This window comes from Microbacterium sp. dk485 (assembly GCF_004570445.1).
Classification (GTDB): Bacteria; Actinomycetota; Actinomycetes; order Actinomycetales; family Microbacteriaceae; genus Microbacterium; species Microbacterium wangchenii.
In genome coordinates, this window is the sequence record NZ_SPQW01000001.1 from 889,578 (window position 1) to 905,043 (window position 15,466).

Sequence of the window (15,466 nt, forward strand, 5' to 3'; positions counted from 1 at the left end):
AGGATGACGTCCGCTCAGTTCAGGCCGTGGTCGTACGCGAACACGACCAGCTGCACGCGGTCGCGGAGCGCGAGCTTCGTGAGGATGCGGCTGATGTGCGTCTTGACGGTGGCCTCGGAGAGGAATTCGCGCGCGGCGATCTCGGCGTTGCTGAGCCCTCGCGCGGCGAGCGCGAACACCTCGCGCTCCCGGTCGGTGAGGGTCTGGAACGACGCCGGCACGGGCCTCGTCTCCGGACCGGCGGCGGCGAACAGCTCGCGCGTGGCCGCGGCGGCGATGACGGCGGAGCCGGCGTGCACCGTGCGGATGGCGGCGAGGAGGAATTCGGGGTCGGCGTCCTTGAGGAGGAAGCCGCTCGCCCCCTGCCGGATGGCGCGGGCGGCCGCCTCATCCAGGTCGAACGTCGTCAGCATGACCACGCGGGGCGGGTCGGGACGCGCCAGCAGCTCGGCGGTGGCGGCCAGGCCGTCCATCACCGGCATGCGGATGTCCATCAGCACGACATCCGGCTGCGTCCGGGCGATGACGGCGAGCGCCTCCTTGCCGTCGCCGGCCTCGCCCACGACCGAGAGGTCGGGCTGGGAGTCCACCACCATGCGGATGCCGGCACGGAACAGTGCCTGGTCGTCCACCAGGACGACGCGGATGGGATCGGTCATGCCGCCTCTTCGATCGGGAGCCGTGCGGTCACGGCGAAATGGCCGCCGTCGGGCCGGGCTTCCAGCATCCCACCGGCCAGCTGTGCGCGTTCGCGCATGCCGATGAGCCCGTGCCCGCCGGCCGGGGGCGGAGCGGGGACGGGCGGCAGCGGATTGCGCACGGTCAGGTCCACGTGATCGGGGTGCCACGCCAAGTGCACCGACACCCGCCCCTTCGCCCCGTGGCGCAGGGCGTTGGTGAGGGCCTCCTGCAGGATGCGGTACACCGCCAGCTGCACCGCGGCGGACGGTTCCCTCAGCGGTGCCGGGTCGACGTCGACCGTGAGGTCGACGCCGGAGGCCCGCACCTGCGCGTACAGCCCCTCCACGTCGGCGAGCGTGGGCTGGGGACCCTCGCCCTGGCTGTGCCGCAACTGCGTGAGCAGGAGGCGCACGTCCGAGAGCGCAGCCCTGGCCGTGGTGGAGATCGTGCCCAGCGCGGTGGCGGCTGCGGCCGGGTCGGATGCCGCGGCGTAGCGGGCACCGTCGGCCTGGGCGATGACGACCGCGAGCGAATGGGCCACGACGTCGTGCATGTCGCGCGCGATGCGCACGCGCTCCTGCTCGGCGACCGCACCGGCCTCCGCGACCACGCGCGCCCGCCGCGCCTCGCGCGCCGCGAGGGCCGTGCGCACGAGTGCTCCCGTGACCCACGCGAGCAGCAGCGCGAACGTCGCGGCGATGAGCACGGCGATCCCCACCGTGAGCAGGTCGGGGTTGGCCCAGCCGGGGAGGATGGCGTACACGTACACCGAGATCGTGAGTGCGCCCGCGAACGCCGACGCGAAGCCCAGCCAGTACACCAGGCGGCTGCCGTAGGCGGCGGTGGCGTACAGCACGGCGAAGATCGCGACGTTGGTGGGAGACGGGCTGAGCAGGGCCACCATCTGCACGATCGCGCTCAGCCACGCCAGGGCCAGGGCGAGCCCCGGCGAGAGGCGACGGAACAGCAGCGCCAGCGTGAGCAGCGCCGTAGCACCGACGCCGGCCAGCAGCTGCGGGTTGCTGACCATGCTCAGCAGCGATACGTCCACCAGCAGCGCGAAGAGCCCGAACACCGCCGCCACGACGACGTCGACGGTGATCTGGTAGCGGCGCAGGGGACGGAACATCGTCTCCGAGGCTACGCGGAGCCGTCAGCCCTCGGCATCCGCCTGCGGATGTATCCGCCGCCCGCGCCGAGCGCCCGCAGACGGTCGTGTGTCTGCGGGCGCCCGGGTGCGGGGTCAGATGCGGGAGAGCACCGCGACGATCGCGGATACCCCGACCACGAGGTCGATGACGATGCACGCCTCCGCGTACCAGCGCCACGTGACGATGTCGGCGCGGTGCAGCGCGACATCCCACCCGGCGTGCAGGATCCAGCCCACGCCGATGAGGAGGCCGGCTGCTACGGGCGGGACGTTGAGGGCGGCGACGGCCAGTGCCGCGTATGCCAGGGCGCCGGCGATGTGGAGGGCGAGGATCCGGCGATCCCCGAACTGACGGCGGATTCCGCCGATCACGAGGTACTCCGCGCCCAGCAGGACGAGGACCCACGCAGGCGAGACCCCCGGGTGCAGGAACTCGCCGAACGTGAGCAGGAGCGCCAGCACCGTCGGCCACCGGCGCGCGACGCGCTCCACCCCGCGACGCACGGGCGAGGGGCTGACGGAGCGAAGGGGGCGGGCAGCGATGCCGAAATGCGCGGGCATGCTGCTGACGACGACCACGAGCGCCACGGCGGCCAGCACGTGACCGGCCAGGACGGCGGATGCCGCGTCCCACACCCCGAGCCCGAACGGCACGAGCGGAGCGGCGAAACCGAGGGCGGTCGCCCCCGCCACCGCGAGGACGGCCGATGTCGAGCGGCCGCGGTGGACGAGCCACAGCACCGTGCCCACGAGCACGTCCACGGTCATGACGAGGGCGATGCCGGCGGGGTGGGCCATCAGGGGGAAGAGCCCGAAGGCGCCGATCACCGCGCCGGTGACCTGATCCACGAGCATCATGGACAGGGTCGCGACGAGGATCAGCTCGCCGACGGCGAGGAGCCAGCGGCCGGCGGAGGCGGTCGCGGACGGGCCCGTGAGGGACGAGCGGGGCGGCGTGAGGGTGGATGTGGTGTTCATGCGCCCAGCCTCGGGCGACCCGGTGCCCGGGGACCCGTGAGCCGTGCACGAGGGGGCGTGAAACGTGCACGGCTTCACCGGGAACGCCGCGGGTCTACAATCGGCCACCATGATCCTCACGGCGCCCGCCGACCGGGTCTCCGAGCGCGTGCGCCGGGCGCGGCTGCTGTCGCTGGTGTGGCTGTCGACCACCGTCCTCAGCAGTCTCCTCATGCCGGGCGTGGGGCTGCTCCGCGAGACGCGGCCGGCGTGGACAGCGCTGGGAGCGGTGGGCATCGCCGGCTTCGCCCTCACGCAGGCGGGCGTCCTGTACGACAGCGTCACACCGCAGGCGCGCACGCGCGTGCGGCGGGCCTGGCAGGTCGCGTTCGGCGTCGCGGCCGCACTGTCGACGGTGCTGGTCGGCCCCGTCGCGGCGGGGGCGTGGCAGACGTGGGCCTGGATCGGCGCGGCGATCGTCGGCACCCTCCCCCTCCTCCTGCGGCCCGTGCTCGCGGCCGCCGGCACGCTGGCCGCGTGCGCCGTGGCCCTCGTCGTCGCCGCCGTCACGGGCGGATCCCCCCTGCAGAGCCTTCTCATCGTCGTCCTGGCCGGGGGTGGTCTCGCCTTCGTGAACCTCGGTCCGGTGTGGCTGTGGAATCTCCTCTCCGACGCGCACGCGGGACGCGAAGCCGTCGCCGCGCTCGCCGTCGACCAGGAGCGGTTACGGTTCGCCCGCGACGTCCACGACCTGCTCGGCCACACCCTCTCCGTCATCGCGCTGAAAGCCGAGGTGATCGAGCGGGGGCCGGACGCCCCGCACGCGCGCGCCGAAGCGGCGGCGATCCGCCGGCTCGCCGCCTCCGCGCTGACGGAGGTGCGCGCCGCCGTCGCGGACTCGCGTCGCGTCGACCTCGCCGCGGAGGTCGGGGCCCTGGGCCAGGTGCTGCAGTCCTCCGGAATCGCCTGCACCATCCACGTGGACCCCGCCGCAGCCGGGCATCGGGACGCCGTGCTGGCGCCGATCGCGCGAGAAGCCGTCACCAATGTCCTGCGTCACAGCACCGCCACCCACTGCGTCATCTCCCTCACCAGCGACGGCACCCTCGTGCGGCTCCTCGTGACCAACGACGGCGTGGCCTTCCGCGGGCACGACCTCTCCGGCGACGCCTCCAGCGGAGGCCTGGACGGCATGCGCGAGCGGTTGCGCGAAGCGGGCGGCCGCCTCGAGGTGGAGCGCCGGAACGACGAGTTCGAGCTGCGGGCCAGCGTGGGGGTGCGCGCGTGATCCGCGTGCTGCTGGCCGACGACGAGGAGCTCATCCGCGTGGCCCTCGCCCAGCTCCTCGCCCTCGAGGACGACCTCGACGTCGTCGCACAGGCCGCCGACGGACGGGATGCGGTGGAGTCGGCGACCCGTCACCGCCCCGACGTCGCGGTGGTGGACCTGGACATGCCGCGTCTGGACGGCATGGGCGTCGCGGCGGAGCTCGCCCGTGCGCTGCCCGCGTGCCGCACCGTCATCCTCACCGGCCGCGGCCGCCCCGTCCACCTGCCGGCGGCCCTGGCCGCCGGCGCACGCGGTTTCGTCGTGAAGGGCGCGTCCGCGGCCACGCTGGCCGATGTCATCCGGCGCGTGCACGGCGGCCAGCGCTACGTCGACCCGGCCCTGGCCGCCGACGCCCTGAGCCTGCCACCCTCGCCCCTCACCGAGCGCGAGCGGGACGTGCTCCGCCTCGCCGCCCGGGGCATGGACGTCGCGGCGATCTCGCTGCGGCTGCACGTGGCCCGCGGCACCGTCCGCAACGTCCTCACGGCGTGCCGGCAGAAACTCGGATCGGTGACCGTGGCCGATGCGGCACGCCGCGCCGAGGAGAGCGGTTGGATCTGAACCGGGTCTACGGGGCGTACACGCGCAGCGCGTCGGGCACGGCGCGGACGCGCAAGGTGAACCCCGCGGGGTCGGCCTCCTCGAGCTCGCCGTCGTGCACGTACACCGCGGGAGCGTCGCCCGGGCGCACGTCGATGTCCCACTCCGCTTCGACGAACCGCTCGAGATCCGACGAGGGCGGCATGAGACGGAGCGCGCGCAGCACCGCGATCGTGCGGCGGCCGAACGCGAGTGAGGCCATCGCGCGCACGCGGGAGCCGCGCGCGTGGTGGATGCGCACATCCAGCACGGGATCGGTCAGTCGCGCGCGCTGCATCATGGCGTGCCGGTCGGGGTCGTTGCGCCCCACGCTCACGAACACCGACCACACCGATGCGCGCCGTCCGTCGTGCACGATGCCGAGGGGGCGCGCACCGCGCAGCGCACGCCACGTGGCCACCACCCCGCCGAGCCACTTGCCGAGGTTCCCCCGGCGCGTGCGCTCGGAGAGGAACTGGGGGTAGGCGCCGAGCGACACCGCGTTCAGGACGGTGACCGGCTCGCCGTCGTCGGCGGACACCTCCGCCACCGCGACCGTGCGGATGCGCCCGTCGACGAACGCCGCCAGAGCGGTGTCGACGTCGTCGAGACCCGCCGCGCGGGCGAAATGGTTGAACGTGCCGCCCGGGAGCACCAGCAACGGCACGTCGTGACGTCGCGCCAGGTGCGCCATGCGCGACACCGATCCGTCGCCGCCGAGCACGCCCAGCACGGCGGCCGGATCGTCGCCGGCCATCGCCTCGGCCACCGCGTCGTCGAGGGTGTCGTCGGGGCCGAGCTCGACGACACGGGCCGCGGGCAGGCGCCGGCGGATCCCCGGGAGCGGGTCGAGCCGGGCCACGGACTGTCCGGCGCTGCTGTTGGCCAGGAGCACGAGACCCCGGCCGTCGGGACGCGCCGGGGAATGATCATCGGGCATGACGAGACGATAGCGGCCGGAGGCGGTGGGCCGGGGACGCTTGACGGGCCGGAGGTAGGCTGGCGGCACCTGATCGACGCCGCGCACCCGCGCCGGCCCGACCTCGAAGATCGGAGGTTCCCATGCCCGTTTCCGCCGCCACCTCCCGTGCGCACAAGGCCATCATCGGCGAACCCGAGGTCGTCGAGGACGGCCGGGCCCCCGGCGTCGAGGACTCCGCGGCCTGGATCACGCTCAAGCGCGCCGCGACGGCGCTGCAGGGCCTGCAGGCCCAGGACGGGTCGGTCCCGGACGCCGCCGATCACGACGCCGCCGCATCCCTGGTCGCCGAGATCACCCGCGCGATCGGTGAGCTCGCCCCCGCCTTCCCCCACGACGCGGAGTACCTCGAAGCCTGCGTCGCCGACTTCGCCCGGTGGCAGGAGCAGGGGTTCGGCGTTCCCGACTTCCTCGACTCGCTCGTGGCGTTCCAGCCGCAGCGTCATCGGGTCGACGGCATCCGCCATCTCGTGGTGTTCCCGATGTACACCCAGAACGGCTCGCGCGACCGGCACGTGGAGGCGCTGCTGGTCGAGGTCATCTGGCCCGAGTTCATCGCCCGACTGGAGACGGAGTACGCCAACCGGCTGTTCGTGTCGCTGCGCCTGGTGGATTTCACGCCCGGCTACGACACCAACTCGGCGGTGCTGTTCCCCGAGACCGTCGCGATGCGGGAGATCCCGGCCTTCACGTGGGGCGGCATCTTCCAGGATCGCGAGGCCGCACGCTACCGCCGCGTCGTTCGGGCGGCGGCGGAGATCACGAAGCTCGAGCTGCCCGCGGACGCCGAGCGGATGCTCACGGACCAGGGCGTCGCCGAGCAGGCGTTCGTGATGTGGGACATCCTGCACGACCGCACGCACATGCGCGGCGACCTGCCGTTCGATCCGTTCATGATCAAGCAGCGCATGCCGTACTTCCTCTATTCGCTGGAGGAGCTGCGGTGCGACCTCACCGCCTTCCGGGAGAGCGTCGCGATCCAGCGCCGGCTGCAGGAGCGCACCGACCCGCTGGATGCGGCGGAGCAGGCGATGCTCGGAAACGCCGTGCTCGTGCAGTACGCGGTGATCTTCGACCGGATCTTCCGCTTCGCCATCACCGGCACGCGCGTGCGCAACTACGACGCGGTGGGCGGGCAGCTGCTGTTCGCGTGGCTGCACCAGCGCGGCGTGCTGCACTGGACCGACACCGCGCTCGCGTTCGACTGGGCGGAGGTCCCCGCCGCCGTCGTCGCGCTGGGAGATGCGATCGACGAGCTGTACTGGCGTTCGATCGACCGCCCGAAGACGGCGCACTGGCTCGCGGCGTACGAGCTCGTGCGGGGCGTCCTGACGCCGCATCCGGCCTCGCAGTGGGCTCGGGGGCTCCCCGACGAGGTGCTCGCCGGTCCGCCGAAGGGGTACACCGACGCGGTCCTGGACGACGAGTTCCCGCTGTCGATGTTCTACGAGGCGCTGGAGAAGAAGATGCGCCCGGTCATCGCCGCCACGGCGGGGATCCGCGGCAGCGACTGATCAGCGGGGGTGGCGAGCGGAGAGGACGGCGTCCCACACCGAGTCGGCGACCTCCCGCTTCGCCCCTTCCGCGCGGGCCAGCACATCACCGGCGCCCGAGACGATGACCACGGCGTTCTCGGACGCGCCGAAGCCGGCGGTCCAGCCGACGCGATTGGCCACGAGCAGGTCGACGCCCTTGCGCGCGGCCTTGCGCAGCGCGCGGTCCACCAGCGCGTCGGCGTCGTCCTCCGTCTCGGCGGCGAAGGCCACCACGGTCTGCCCGGGGCGGCGCCGGTCGGCCAGGCCCGCGACGATGTCGGACGTGCGCACGAAGCGCAGCGTCACCTCCTCGCCGCCGGCGTCCTCCTTGCTGAGCTTGCGTTCGCTCACCTCGGCGGCGCGGTAGTCCGACACGGCGGCGGCCATCACGACGACGTCGGCCACGCCGGCGGCCTCGGCCATCGCCGCGGCCAGCTCGTCCACCGTCCCGGCGCGCCGGATCCGCACCCGCGGATGCCGCGACACCTCCGCCAGCACGCCGTCGTCCACGTGCGCCGCGACGAGCGTGACGTCGGCACCGCGATCGGCGGCCGCGAGGGCCAGCGCGACGCCCTGGCGGCCGCTCGAACGGTTGCCGACGAAGCGCACGGGGTCGATCGGCTCGCGCGTGCCGCCGGCGGAGACGGCCACCTCCAGGCCCGACAGGTCCGAACGGGCCGGGACCACCGCGAGCGCGGCGGCCACGATGGTCTCCGGCTCGCTCATGCGGCCGGGCCCCGCATCGCCGCCGGTGAGCGGTCCGTCGTCGGGGCCGACGACGTGCACGCCGCGCGAACGCAGCGTCGCCAGGTTCGCCCGCGTGGCCGGATGCGCCCACATCTCGCTGTGCATCGCCGGGGCGACCACGACCGGCGCGGACGCCGCCAGCAGTGTCGTCCCGAGCAGGTCGCCGGCCAGGCCCGCCGCCATCGACGCGAGGGTGTGGGCGGTGGCCGGGGCGACGATGACGAGGTCGGCCCTGCGGCCGAGGGCGACATGACGCACCTCGGCGACATCCTCGTGCACACTGGTGGTGACGGGGTGGCGGCTGATCGCCTCCCACGTCGTGAGACCGACGAAGCGCAGCGCGTCTTCGGTCGGGATCACGTGGACCTCGTGTCCGGCGGTCACCAGCAGCCGGACCAGGTGCACGGTCTTATAGGCGGCGATGCCTCCGGTGACGCCGACGACGATGAACACGCGCCCATCCTTCCACGGGGCCGGGCGCAGGCGGGAGAGCTGTCGATGTGCACCGTCATCCTGCACGTTCCGGCGGAGTCGGGCGCCCCGGCGCACGTGCTGGCGATCCGCGACGAGGATCCCGCGCGCGCGTGGGATCCTCCGGGCCCGTGGTGGCCGGAGAGCCATCCGGGGGTCGTCGGCGTGCGCGACGCCCGCGCGGGTGGGGCGTGGCTCGCCGCCGACTCCGCGCGCTCGCGCCTGGCCGTGATCCTCAACCGGCGCGAGGTGGCCGGTGCCACGCAGTCGCGCGGCGAGGTCGTGCTCGACGCCGTCGACGGGCGCCGCCCCGCGCAGCCGCGCACGAACGGGTTCAACCTCGTCGTGGTCGACCGCGAGGGTGCCCGGGTCACCAGCTGGGACGGCACCTCGGTGCGCGAGAGCGTGCTCGAACCGGGCGTGCACATGATCGCGCACGACGACGTCGACGACCCGGCCACCCCGCGCATCGTGCGGTGGCTGCCGGAGTTCGCCGCCGCGCCGCCTGCCGCCGCATCCGCGCCGTGGTGGCGGGAGTGGATGCTGCTGCTCGAGCACAGTGCCGAATTGCCGCCGACCGATGACCGCGCCATCGTGCGCGACAACCGCCCGTACGGCGTGGAGACCCTGTCGCTGCTGGTGTGCGCGGCGACCGTCGGCCCCGAGGGCGTCGACCTGGCCTATGGGGAGCTGGCCGAGCCGGGGCAGTGGAACCGCGTGCGCCTGGTGGAGCCGGTCCGCTGACGGTCCGGCACGGCGGTGTCCGGCGGCCCTACACTGGCCGCGTGGACACCGACGTGGACGAACTCGTCGCCGGCCGGCTCGTGCTGCTGGCCGGGGGCACCAGTGCCGCCGGCGCCGCCGCCGCCCGCGCCCTGCACGCCGCCGATGCGCGCGTGGTGGTCGCCGGCCGCGATCCGGTGAAGCTCGACGCGCTCCGGGCAGACGTGCCGGGAATCGCGACGGTCGCGTGCGACCTCGCCGACGAAGACGCGGTCGCGGCCCTCGTGGAGGGCGTGCACGCGGAGCACGGACCCGTCGACGGCGTGCTGCAGCTGGTGGGCGGATGGCGCGGCGGCGGGGGCCTGGCCGGCCAGACCGACGCCGACTTCCGCGTGCTCGAGGTGTCGCTGACGGCACTGCGCCACGTCTCCCGTGCGTTCGACGACGACCTGCGCGCCTCCACGGCGGGGCGCCTGGCGATCGTGTCCTCTCCCGCCGTGACGCGGCCGCTGGCCGGGGGCGCGAACTACGCCGCGGTCAAGGCCGCCAGCGAGGCCTGGACGCGCGCGGTGGGTCAGGGGTTCGCCAAGTCGGCACGCGATGCCGGCGCCGCCCAGACCGCCGCCGCCGTCATCTTCCGCGTCGGCACCCTCGCAGGACTGGAGGACGCCCTCGCCGACGCATTCGTCGCGCTGTGGGACGATGACGCCTCGGTGTGGCACGACGCCGTCATCGAGCTCACCCCCGCGGTCTGACGCTCCGCCCGCGTGCCCCAGGCGCACGTAGGCTGGGATGCCGTGACCTCTCTGCATGACACCGCCGTGCGCGGCTTCGCCTCCGACAACTACTCCGGCGTGCACCCCGAGGTGCTCGCCGCCATCGCCGCCGCCAACGAGGGGCACCAGATCTCGTACGGCGAAGACGTGTACACCGAGCGGTTGCAGGAGGTCTTCGCCGCCCACCTGGGCGACGGCGTCGAGGCGTACCCGGTGTTCAACGGCACCGGCGCGAACGTCGTCGGGCTGCAGTCGATGCTGCCGCGCTGGGGCGCCGTGATCGCCGCCTCCACCGCGCACATCAACGTCGACGAGGGCGGAGCGCCCGAGCGGGTGGCGGGCATCAAGATCCTGAACGTCCCCGCGGAGGACGGCAAGCTGACCCCGGAGCTCATCGACCGGGAGGCATGGGGCTGGGGCGACGAGCACCGCGCGCAGCCGCTCGTGGTCTCGATCACGCAATCCACGGAGCTGGGCACCCTCTACAGCGTCGAGGAGCTGCGGGCGATCGCCGACCACGTGCACGAGCGCGGGATGCGCCTGCACATGGACGGCGCGCGCATCGCCAACGCCGCGGCATCCCTGGGTCTGCCGCTGCGCGCCTTCACGCGCGACGTCGGCGTGGACGTGCTGAGCTTCGGGGGCACCAAGAACGGCGCCATGATCGGCGAGGCCATCGTGGTGCTGAACCCCGAGGCCTCCGCCGGCCTGACGTACCTGCGCAAGCTCGACATGCAGCTCTCCAGCAAGATGCGCTTCGTCTCGGCCCAGCTGATCGCGCTGCTGGAGGGTGACCTGTGGCTGCGCAACGCCTCCCACGCCAACGCCATGGCGCAGCGCCTGCGCACCGGCATCGAGGCGGGGCTCGCGGACGGCACCATCCGAGGCGTGGCGTTCACGCAGCCGACGCAGGCCAACGGCGTGTTCGCGACGCTCCCGGCGGGCGTGGCCGACCGGTTGCGCCAGAGCTTCCGGTTCTACGACTGGGATGCGGTGCGCCGCGAAGTGCGCTGGATGTGCAGCTTCGACACCACCGAGGACGACATCGACGCCTTCGTCGCCGCGATCGCGCGCGAGACCTCCGCCTGACCCGCCTCAGGTGCCGGCGGGGGCCTTCTCCTCGTCGAGCAGGGCATCCGCCTTGGCCCGGAAGAACCGCGTGCACGCCATCATCACGGCGGCGAGGAACGCGAACACCCCGAGCGACACGACGCCCCACGCCCCGGAATCGGTGGGGACGGCCTCGTTGATCGCCGTGCGCATGATGGGCGCGACGAATCCACCGAGGTTGCCGAGCGAGTTGATCAGGCCGATGCCGGTGGCCGCCGCGGCGCCGGCGAGGAACGCGGTGGGGAACGACCACGTCAGCGGCCCCACCGAGAGGAAGGACGCCACGGCGATCGTGATCGCGACGATCCCCAGCAGCGCCTGGCCGTTGGCACCGGCCCACGCCGACAGCAGGATGGCGGCGCCGGTGATCGTGAAGAAGATGGTGCCCCACACGCGCCTGCGCCGGATCGTCGTGGCGAACTTGCCGACGTAGTAGCAGGCGAACAGGCCCACCGCCCAGGGGATGGCCGAGACCAGGCCCACCTCCCACCCGACGTCCCGGCCGATGAGACCGGACACCTGCTGCGGCAGGTAGAACGTCGTGCCGTACACCGCGATCTGCAGGCAGAAGTAGATGACGGTGAAGTACCAGACCTTCCAGTTGATCATCGCCGCGCCGATGCCGCGGGGCCCGTCGTCGTGCTTGACGGCGTCCTCGTGGTCCATCACGGCCTTCATCGCGGCCTTCTCGTCGTCGTCGAGGAACTTCGCCTTCTGCGGGGAGTCCACCAGCAGGAACAGCGCCGCCACGCCCGCGGCGACGGCCAGCATCCCCTCGGTGAAGAACATCACCTGCCACCCCGCCCACGGCGTGAACTGCTCGCCGAAGCTGATCAGGCCGCCCGACAGCGGCGCCCCCAGCATCTGCGAGAAGGGCTGGGCGAGGTAGAACAGCGCGAACATCTGCACGCGGCGCTTGTTGGGGAACCACTGCGCGAGGAACATGATCACGCCCGGGAACAGCCCCGCCTCGGTCACGCCGAGGAGGAACCGCAAGATCACGAACATCGTGTCATCCACCACGAACGCGAACAGCGACGCGACGATGCCCCACGTGATGGCGATGCGGGCCAGCCAGAACCGCGCGCCGAGCTTGTTCAGCAGCAGGTTCGAGGGGATCTCGAACAGCGCGTAGCCGATGAAGAAGATCCCGGCGCCCAGGGCGAACGCGCCGGCCGTGATGCCACGGTCGACCTCGAGGGCCGCCTCGGCGAACCCGACGTTCGTGCGGTCCAGGAACGCGACGAAGTACAGGATGATGAGCATCGGCATGAGCCGGTAGGTGGCCTTCTTGATGCCGCTGGCCAGGTGCGGGCTGGCCAGCAGCGTCTGCGCCGAGGGGGCGCCGGACGGCGTTGTCACGGGGGAACTCCTCTGAACGGGGGGATGGGAGCGGGGGCTCAGGAGCCGAGGGCGGGCAGGATCAGGGCGATCCCGATGGCGACGCAGACGACGCCGATCACGAGGTAGGCGATGCGCCCCTTGGACCACGTGCGGGCCATGGTCAAGGCCTCCGGTCCGGCCGGGGGCGAGCGGGGGATGTGGTCATGTCACTCCTTCGTGAAGGCCGCCGGAGGCGGCGTCAATGCATGTAGAGGCCGCCGTCGACGTTGAGGGTGTGGCCCGTGACGAATCCGGCGTCCTCGCTGATGAGGTAGGCGACGGCGGCGGCGATGTCGCGCGGCGTGCCGATGCGGGGCAGGACGCCGTCGGCCGCCATGTGCGACTTCCGCTCCTCGCTGAGGGTGCCGCCCATGATGTCGGTGTCGATGGGGCCCGGGGAGATGACGTTGGCGGTCACCCCGAACGGGCCGAGCTCCCGCGCGATCGAGCGCATGAGCCCGATGATGCCCGCCTTGGCGGCCGAGTACGGCGTCTTGGAGAAGGTGCCCCCGCCGCGCTGCGCCGAGACGGAGGAGATCCCCACGATGCGCCCCACGCCGGAGGAGACGAGGGACTGGGCGACCCGCTGGGTCACCCAGTGGACGCCGTCGAGGTTGATCGCGCGCACGCGCTCCCACTCCTCGGGCGTGACCTCGAGGTACGGGACGGGCGAGGAGACTCCGGCGAAGTTCACGACCGCGACCAGCTGGGGCAGGTCCGCCTCGAGCGCGTCCACCGCGGCCACCGCCTGAGCGCGGTCGGACACATCGGCGCCCACCCCGAGCGCGCGCACGCCGTAGCGGTCGGAGAGGTCTTCGGCCGTGCGGGCGGCGGCATCGCCGTCGACGTCGACGATGCCCACGTGCCATCCGTGTTCGGCGAGGTGGTGCGCCGTCGTCCGCCCGATGCCGCGGGGGCTGGCCGCCCCCGTGAGGATCACGGTGCGTTCGGCGGGGAAGGCTGCCTTCATGACTGCCGTGGCTCCTCCCCCGCCGGCGCGATCGGGGCGGGGCCCAACTCCTGCAGCAGCTTCTTCATCGCGACGTAGGCCTTGTTGCGGTACGCGACGAGCTCGGGTGTGCGGTCGGCGGGAACGTCGAGGAAGCCCGCGCCCGACTTCGTGCCCAGCTTCCCGGCGGAGACGAGGTCGTCCAGGATCCGCGGGGTGGCGAACCGTTCGGGGAACTCGGTCTGCAGCGAGGCGTAGCAGAACGCGTACACGTCCAGCCCCGCCATGTCGGCGATCGCGAAGGGCCCGAAGAAGGGCAGCCGGAACCCGAAGGTCGTCCGCACGATCGTGTCGATGTCCTCCGGGGTGGCCACGCCCTCCTCCACCAGCTGCGTCGCCTCGTGGAAGAGCGCGTACTGCAGACGGTTCAGCACGAAGCCCGTGGCATCCTTCACGCGGGCCGTCTCCTTGCCGGTGGCGGCGACGATTCGCTCCACGACCGGGATGACCGCGTCGTCGGTGCCGGCGTGCGGGATGAGCTCGACGCCGGGGATGAAGGGCGCGGGGTTGGAGAAGTGGACCCCGAGGAATCGCTCGGGCCGGGTGACCGCCTCGGCCAGACGCCCGATGAGGATCGTGGAGGTGTTGCTGCCGATGACGGCATCGGGGGCGGCGGCCTCGGAGATGCGCCGCAGCGTGGCGTGCTTGATCTCGATCTTCTCCGGTACCGCCTCTTCGATGAAGCTCGCCCCCGGCACGGCGTCTTCGATCGTGGCGGCGGTGACCCGCTCGGCGATGACGGCGGGGGCGTCGACGGGGAAAAGCCCGTCGGCGGCGAACTGCTTGGCCTCTCCGATGAGCCGCTCGCGATTGCGCTGCGCCACGTCGAGGTCGACGTCGGCGATGCGCACGTCGGCGCCGGAGAGGGCGAGCATCTGGGCGATTCCGCCGCCCATATATCCGCTGCCGACGACGGCGTAGACGGGGCGCGGGGTATCGGTCATGGTCATCTCTTTCGTGCGGGGCCGGCGGACGGGGGAAGCAGGGACTGCAGGTACGTGCGGTTGGTGGCGCACACGCCGAGGCTGTCGCCGCCGTACTGCTCCATGAGGAAGGGGCCGCTGAAGCCCAGCTCCACCGCCCGGGCCACCATCGCCCGGTAGTTGATCAGCCCGAGCTCGAGGCTCGTGGGCACCGACGTCGCCCAGCTGCCGTCGCCGGCCTCGTCGCGCATGTAGTTCTTCACGTGCCAGTAGTTCGCGTACGGCAGTGTCTTCTCGTGCAGCTCTCGCCAGTCCTCGATCGGGCGGTGCAGGCGCACGAGGTTGCCGATGTCGGGGTTGAGCCCGACGTTGTCGAGGGCGATCTCCTCGATGAGGCGCACGGCGCTGTCGGCGGTGCCGAGGTAGGTGTCCTCGTACATCTCCAGCGCCATCGGCAGGCCCACGGATGCCGCGTGCTCGCCGAGTTCGCGCAGCCGGCGCACCGCGAGGGCGCGGGTCTCGGCATCGTCGGGGTCGACGGGGCCGGGAGCCGTCCAGAACCACAGCGCCTTCCGCTGCGCGTCGCTGAACGGCTGGTGCAGACCGGTGGAGAAGACCTGCAGCCCCAGTTCGGCCGACGCGTCGATCGTGCGGTGGGCGTACGCGAGGTTCTCCTCGCCGCGACCGGGCTGGATGACGCTCTGCCGCTGCACGTGCACGGAGATCGGGGTCACCCCGTGCGCTGCGGCGATGGCGAGGAGTTCCGCGCGGCGCGAGGCGTCCAGGTCGGCGGGGCGGATGTGGCTGTCGGCCAGTTCGATGGCGGTGAAGCCCAGCGCGGCCACCTGCGCGAACAGGTCGTCCCACACCTCCGGCGCGGCGTCGTGCAGGCGCGTGCCGTCGGCGGCGACGGGTGGGAACCCGTGCATGCACACGGCGATCGGCCACGTGTCGCGGTCGTACGGCGGAAGGGACGCTGCGGTCATGACGGCTCCATCGGCGTGTTCCGGATCGGCACCGATCCGGTCGTTTCGTAGATCCTACAGGATCTACCCTCGGGAACAAGGGTGCATTCCGTGCCGTCGGTGTCCCGCGGGCACGGCGGATCACCGCC

At 72.7% G+C, this 15,466-nt stretch carries 15 protein-coding genes; 6 read left to right on the top strand and 9 right to left on the bottom strand.

Annotation, left to right across the window (positions count from 1 at the left end; translation table 11 throughout):
- Positions 1-14: 14 nt before the first annotated feature.
- From E4V99_RS04070 to E4V99_RS04080, 3 genes are all read right to left on the bottom strand, one after another.
- Complete coding sequence (locus E4V99_RS04070) at positions 15-659, bottom strand: response regulator transcription factor (RefSeq protein WP_135063255.1); 645 nt, start codon at positions 657-659, stop codon at positions 15-17.
- Complete coding sequence (locus E4V99_RS04075; RefSeq protein WP_135116498.1) at positions 656-1,810, bottom strand: histidine kinase; 1,155 nt, start codon at positions 1,808-1,810, stop codon at positions 656-658. Before E4V99_RS04075 ends, E4V99_RS04070 begins: the two co-directional genes overlap by 4 nt.
- A gap of 114 nt (positions 1,811-1,924) precedes the next feature.
- Positions 1,925-2,809: a hypothetical protein gene (locus tag E4V99_RS04080; protein WP_135116499.1), complete on the bottom strand. Its 885-nt coding sequence runs from the start codon at positions 2,807-2,809 to the stop codon at positions 1,925-1,927.
- A gap of 109 nt (positions 2,810-2,918) precedes the next feature.
- On the opposite strand from E4V99_RS04080, the gene E4V99_RS04085 reads away from it, so the two are divergent.
- Both E4V99_RS04085 and E4V99_RS04090 read left to right on the top strand, forming a co-directional pair.
- Positions 2,919-4,076 carry a histidine kinase gene (locus E4V99_RS04085; protein ID WP_135116500.1) on the top strand — a complete coding sequence of 386 codons (1,158 nt, stop codon included), beginning with the start codon at positions 2,919-2,921 and terminating at the stop codon, positions 4,074-4,076.
- On the top strand, positions 4,073-4,678 hold the full coding sequence (locus E4V99_RS04090) for a response regulator transcription factor (protein WP_135116501.1): 606 nt from the start codon (positions 4,073-4,075) through the stop codon (positions 4,676-4,678). The genes E4V99_RS04085 and E4V99_RS04090 overlap by 4 nt, the downstream gene beginning before the upstream one ends.
- Positions 4,679-4,685: 7 nt before the next feature.
- On the opposite strand, the gene E4V99_RS04095 is transcribed toward E4V99_RS04090, so the two are convergent.
- Entirely contained in the window at positions 4,686-5,636 is a 951-nt protein-coding gene (locus E4V99_RS04095; RefSeq protein WP_135116502.1) for a diacylglycerol kinase family protein, read from the bottom strand.
- A 122-nt stretch (positions 5,637-5,758) separates the two neighbouring features.
- Here E4V99_RS04095 and E4V99_RS04100 point away from each other — a divergent pair, with 122 nt between their 5' ends.
- Positions 5,759-7,189 carry a DUF6421 family protein gene (locus E4V99_RS04100; protein WP_135116503.1) on the top strand — a complete coding sequence of 477 codons (1,431 nt, stop codon included), beginning with the start codon at positions 5,759-5,761 and terminating at the stop codon, positions 7,187-7,189.
- On the opposite strand, the gene coaBC is transcribed toward E4V99_RS04100, so the two are convergent.
- Entirely contained in the window at positions 7,190-8,410 is a 1,221-nt protein-coding gene (gene coaBC / locus E4V99_RS04105; protein ID WP_135116504.1) for a bifunctional phosphopantothenoylcysteine decarboxylase/phosphopantothenate--cysteine ligase CoaBC, read from the bottom strand.
- 45 nt (positions 8,411-8,455) lie between these two features.
- On the opposite strand from coaBC, the gene E4V99_RS04110 reads away from it, so the two are divergent.
- Genes E4V99_RS04110 through E4V99_RS04120 form a run of 3 tightly spaced genes read left to right on the top strand, consistent with a single transcriptional unit; the run spans position 8,456 to position 11,016 of the window.
- Positions 8,456-9,172 carry an NRDE family protein gene (locus tag E4V99_RS04110; RefSeq protein WP_135116505.1) on the top strand — a complete coding sequence of 239 codons (717 nt, stop codon included), beginning with the start codon at positions 8,456-8,458 and terminating at the stop codon, positions 9,170-9,172.
- 41 nt (positions 9,173-9,213) lie between these two features.
- Positions 9,214-9,906 (top strand): SDR family oxidoreductase, encoded by a 693-nt coding sequence (locus E4V99_RS04115; RefSeq protein ID WP_240742791.1) that lies wholly within the window; start codon positions 9,214-9,216, stop codon positions 9,904-9,906.
- Between the two features lie 42 nt (positions 9,907-9,948).
- Complete coding sequence (locus tag E4V99_RS04120; RefSeq protein ID WP_135116506.1) at positions 9,949-11,016, top strand: low specificity L-threonine aldolase; 1,068 nt, start codon at positions 9,949-9,951, stop codon at positions 11,014-11,016.
- Positions 11,017-11,022: 6 nt separating this feature from the next.
- On the opposite strand, the gene E4V99_RS04125 is transcribed toward E4V99_RS04120, so the two are convergent.
- From E4V99_RS04125 to E4V99_RS04140, 4 genes are all read right to left on the bottom strand, one after another.
- Entirely contained in the window at positions 11,023-12,399 is a 1,377-nt protein-coding gene (locus E4V99_RS04125; protein ID WP_240742790.1) for an MFS transporter, read from the bottom strand.
- Between the two features lie 220 nt (positions 12,400-12,619).
- Positions 12,620-13,390 carry an SDR family NAD(P)-dependent oxidoreductase gene (locus tag E4V99_RS04130; RefSeq protein ID WP_135116507.1) on the bottom strand — a complete coding sequence of 257 codons (771 nt, stop codon included), beginning with the start codon at positions 13,388-13,390 and terminating at the stop codon, positions 12,620-12,622.
- Positions 13,387-14,373: a 3-hydroxyacyl-CoA dehydrogenase family protein gene (locus tag E4V99_RS04135; RefSeq protein WP_135116508.1), complete on the bottom strand. Its 987-nt coding sequence runs from the start codon at positions 14,371-14,373 to the stop codon at positions 13,387-13,389. Before E4V99_RS04135 ends, E4V99_RS04130 begins: the two co-directional genes overlap by 4 nt.
- Before the next feature lie 2 nt (positions 14,374-14,375).
- Positions 14,376-15,338, bottom strand: coding sequence for a sugar phosphate isomerase/epimerase family protein (locus tag E4V99_RS04140; RefSeq protein ID WP_135116509.1), 963 nt, complete (start codon positions 15,336-15,338; stop codon positions 14,376-14,378).
- Positions 15,339-15,466 lie beyond the last annotated feature (128 nt).

Coding starts and splice junctions, on each gene's coding strand:
- E4V99_RS04095 (WP_135116502.1), bottom strand. CDS start 5,636: ATGCCCGATGATCATTCCCCGGCGCGTCCCGACGGCCGGGGTCTCGTG.
- E4V99_RS04085 (WP_135116500.1), top strand. CDS start 2,919: ATGATCCTCACGGCGCCCGCCGACCGGGTCTCCGAGCGCGTGCGCCGG.
- E4V99_RS04140 (WP_135116509.1), bottom strand. CDS start 15,338: ATGACCGCAGCGTCCCTTCCGCCGTACGACCGCGACACGTGGCCGATC.
- E4V99_RS04100 (WP_135116503.1), top strand. CDS start 5,759: ATGCCCGTTTCCGCCGCCACCTCCCGTGCGCACAAGGCCATCATCGGC.
- E4V99_RS04075 (WP_135116498.1), bottom strand. CDS start 1,810: ATGTTCCGTCCCCTGCGCCGCTACCAGATCACCGTCGACGTCGTCGTG.
- E4V99_RS04110 (WP_135116505.1), top strand. CDS start 8,456: ATGTGCACCGTCATCCTGCACGTTCCGGCGGAGTCGGGCGCCCCGGCG.
- E4V99_RS04130 (WP_135116507.1), bottom strand. CDS start 13,390: ATGAAGGCAGCCTTCCCCGCCGAACGCACCGTGATCCTCACGGGGGCG.
- E4V99_RS04135 (WP_135116508.1), bottom strand. CDS start 14,373: ATGACCGATACCCCGCGCCCCGTCTACGCCGTCGTCGGCAGCGGATAT.
- E4V99_RS04070 (WP_135063255.1), bottom strand. CDS start 659: ATGACCGATCCCATCCGCGTCGTCCTGGTGGACGACCAGGCACTGTTC.
- E4V99_RS04080 (WP_135116499.1), bottom strand. CDS start 2,809: ATGAACACCACATCCACCCTCACGCCGCCCCGCTCGTCCCTCACGGGC.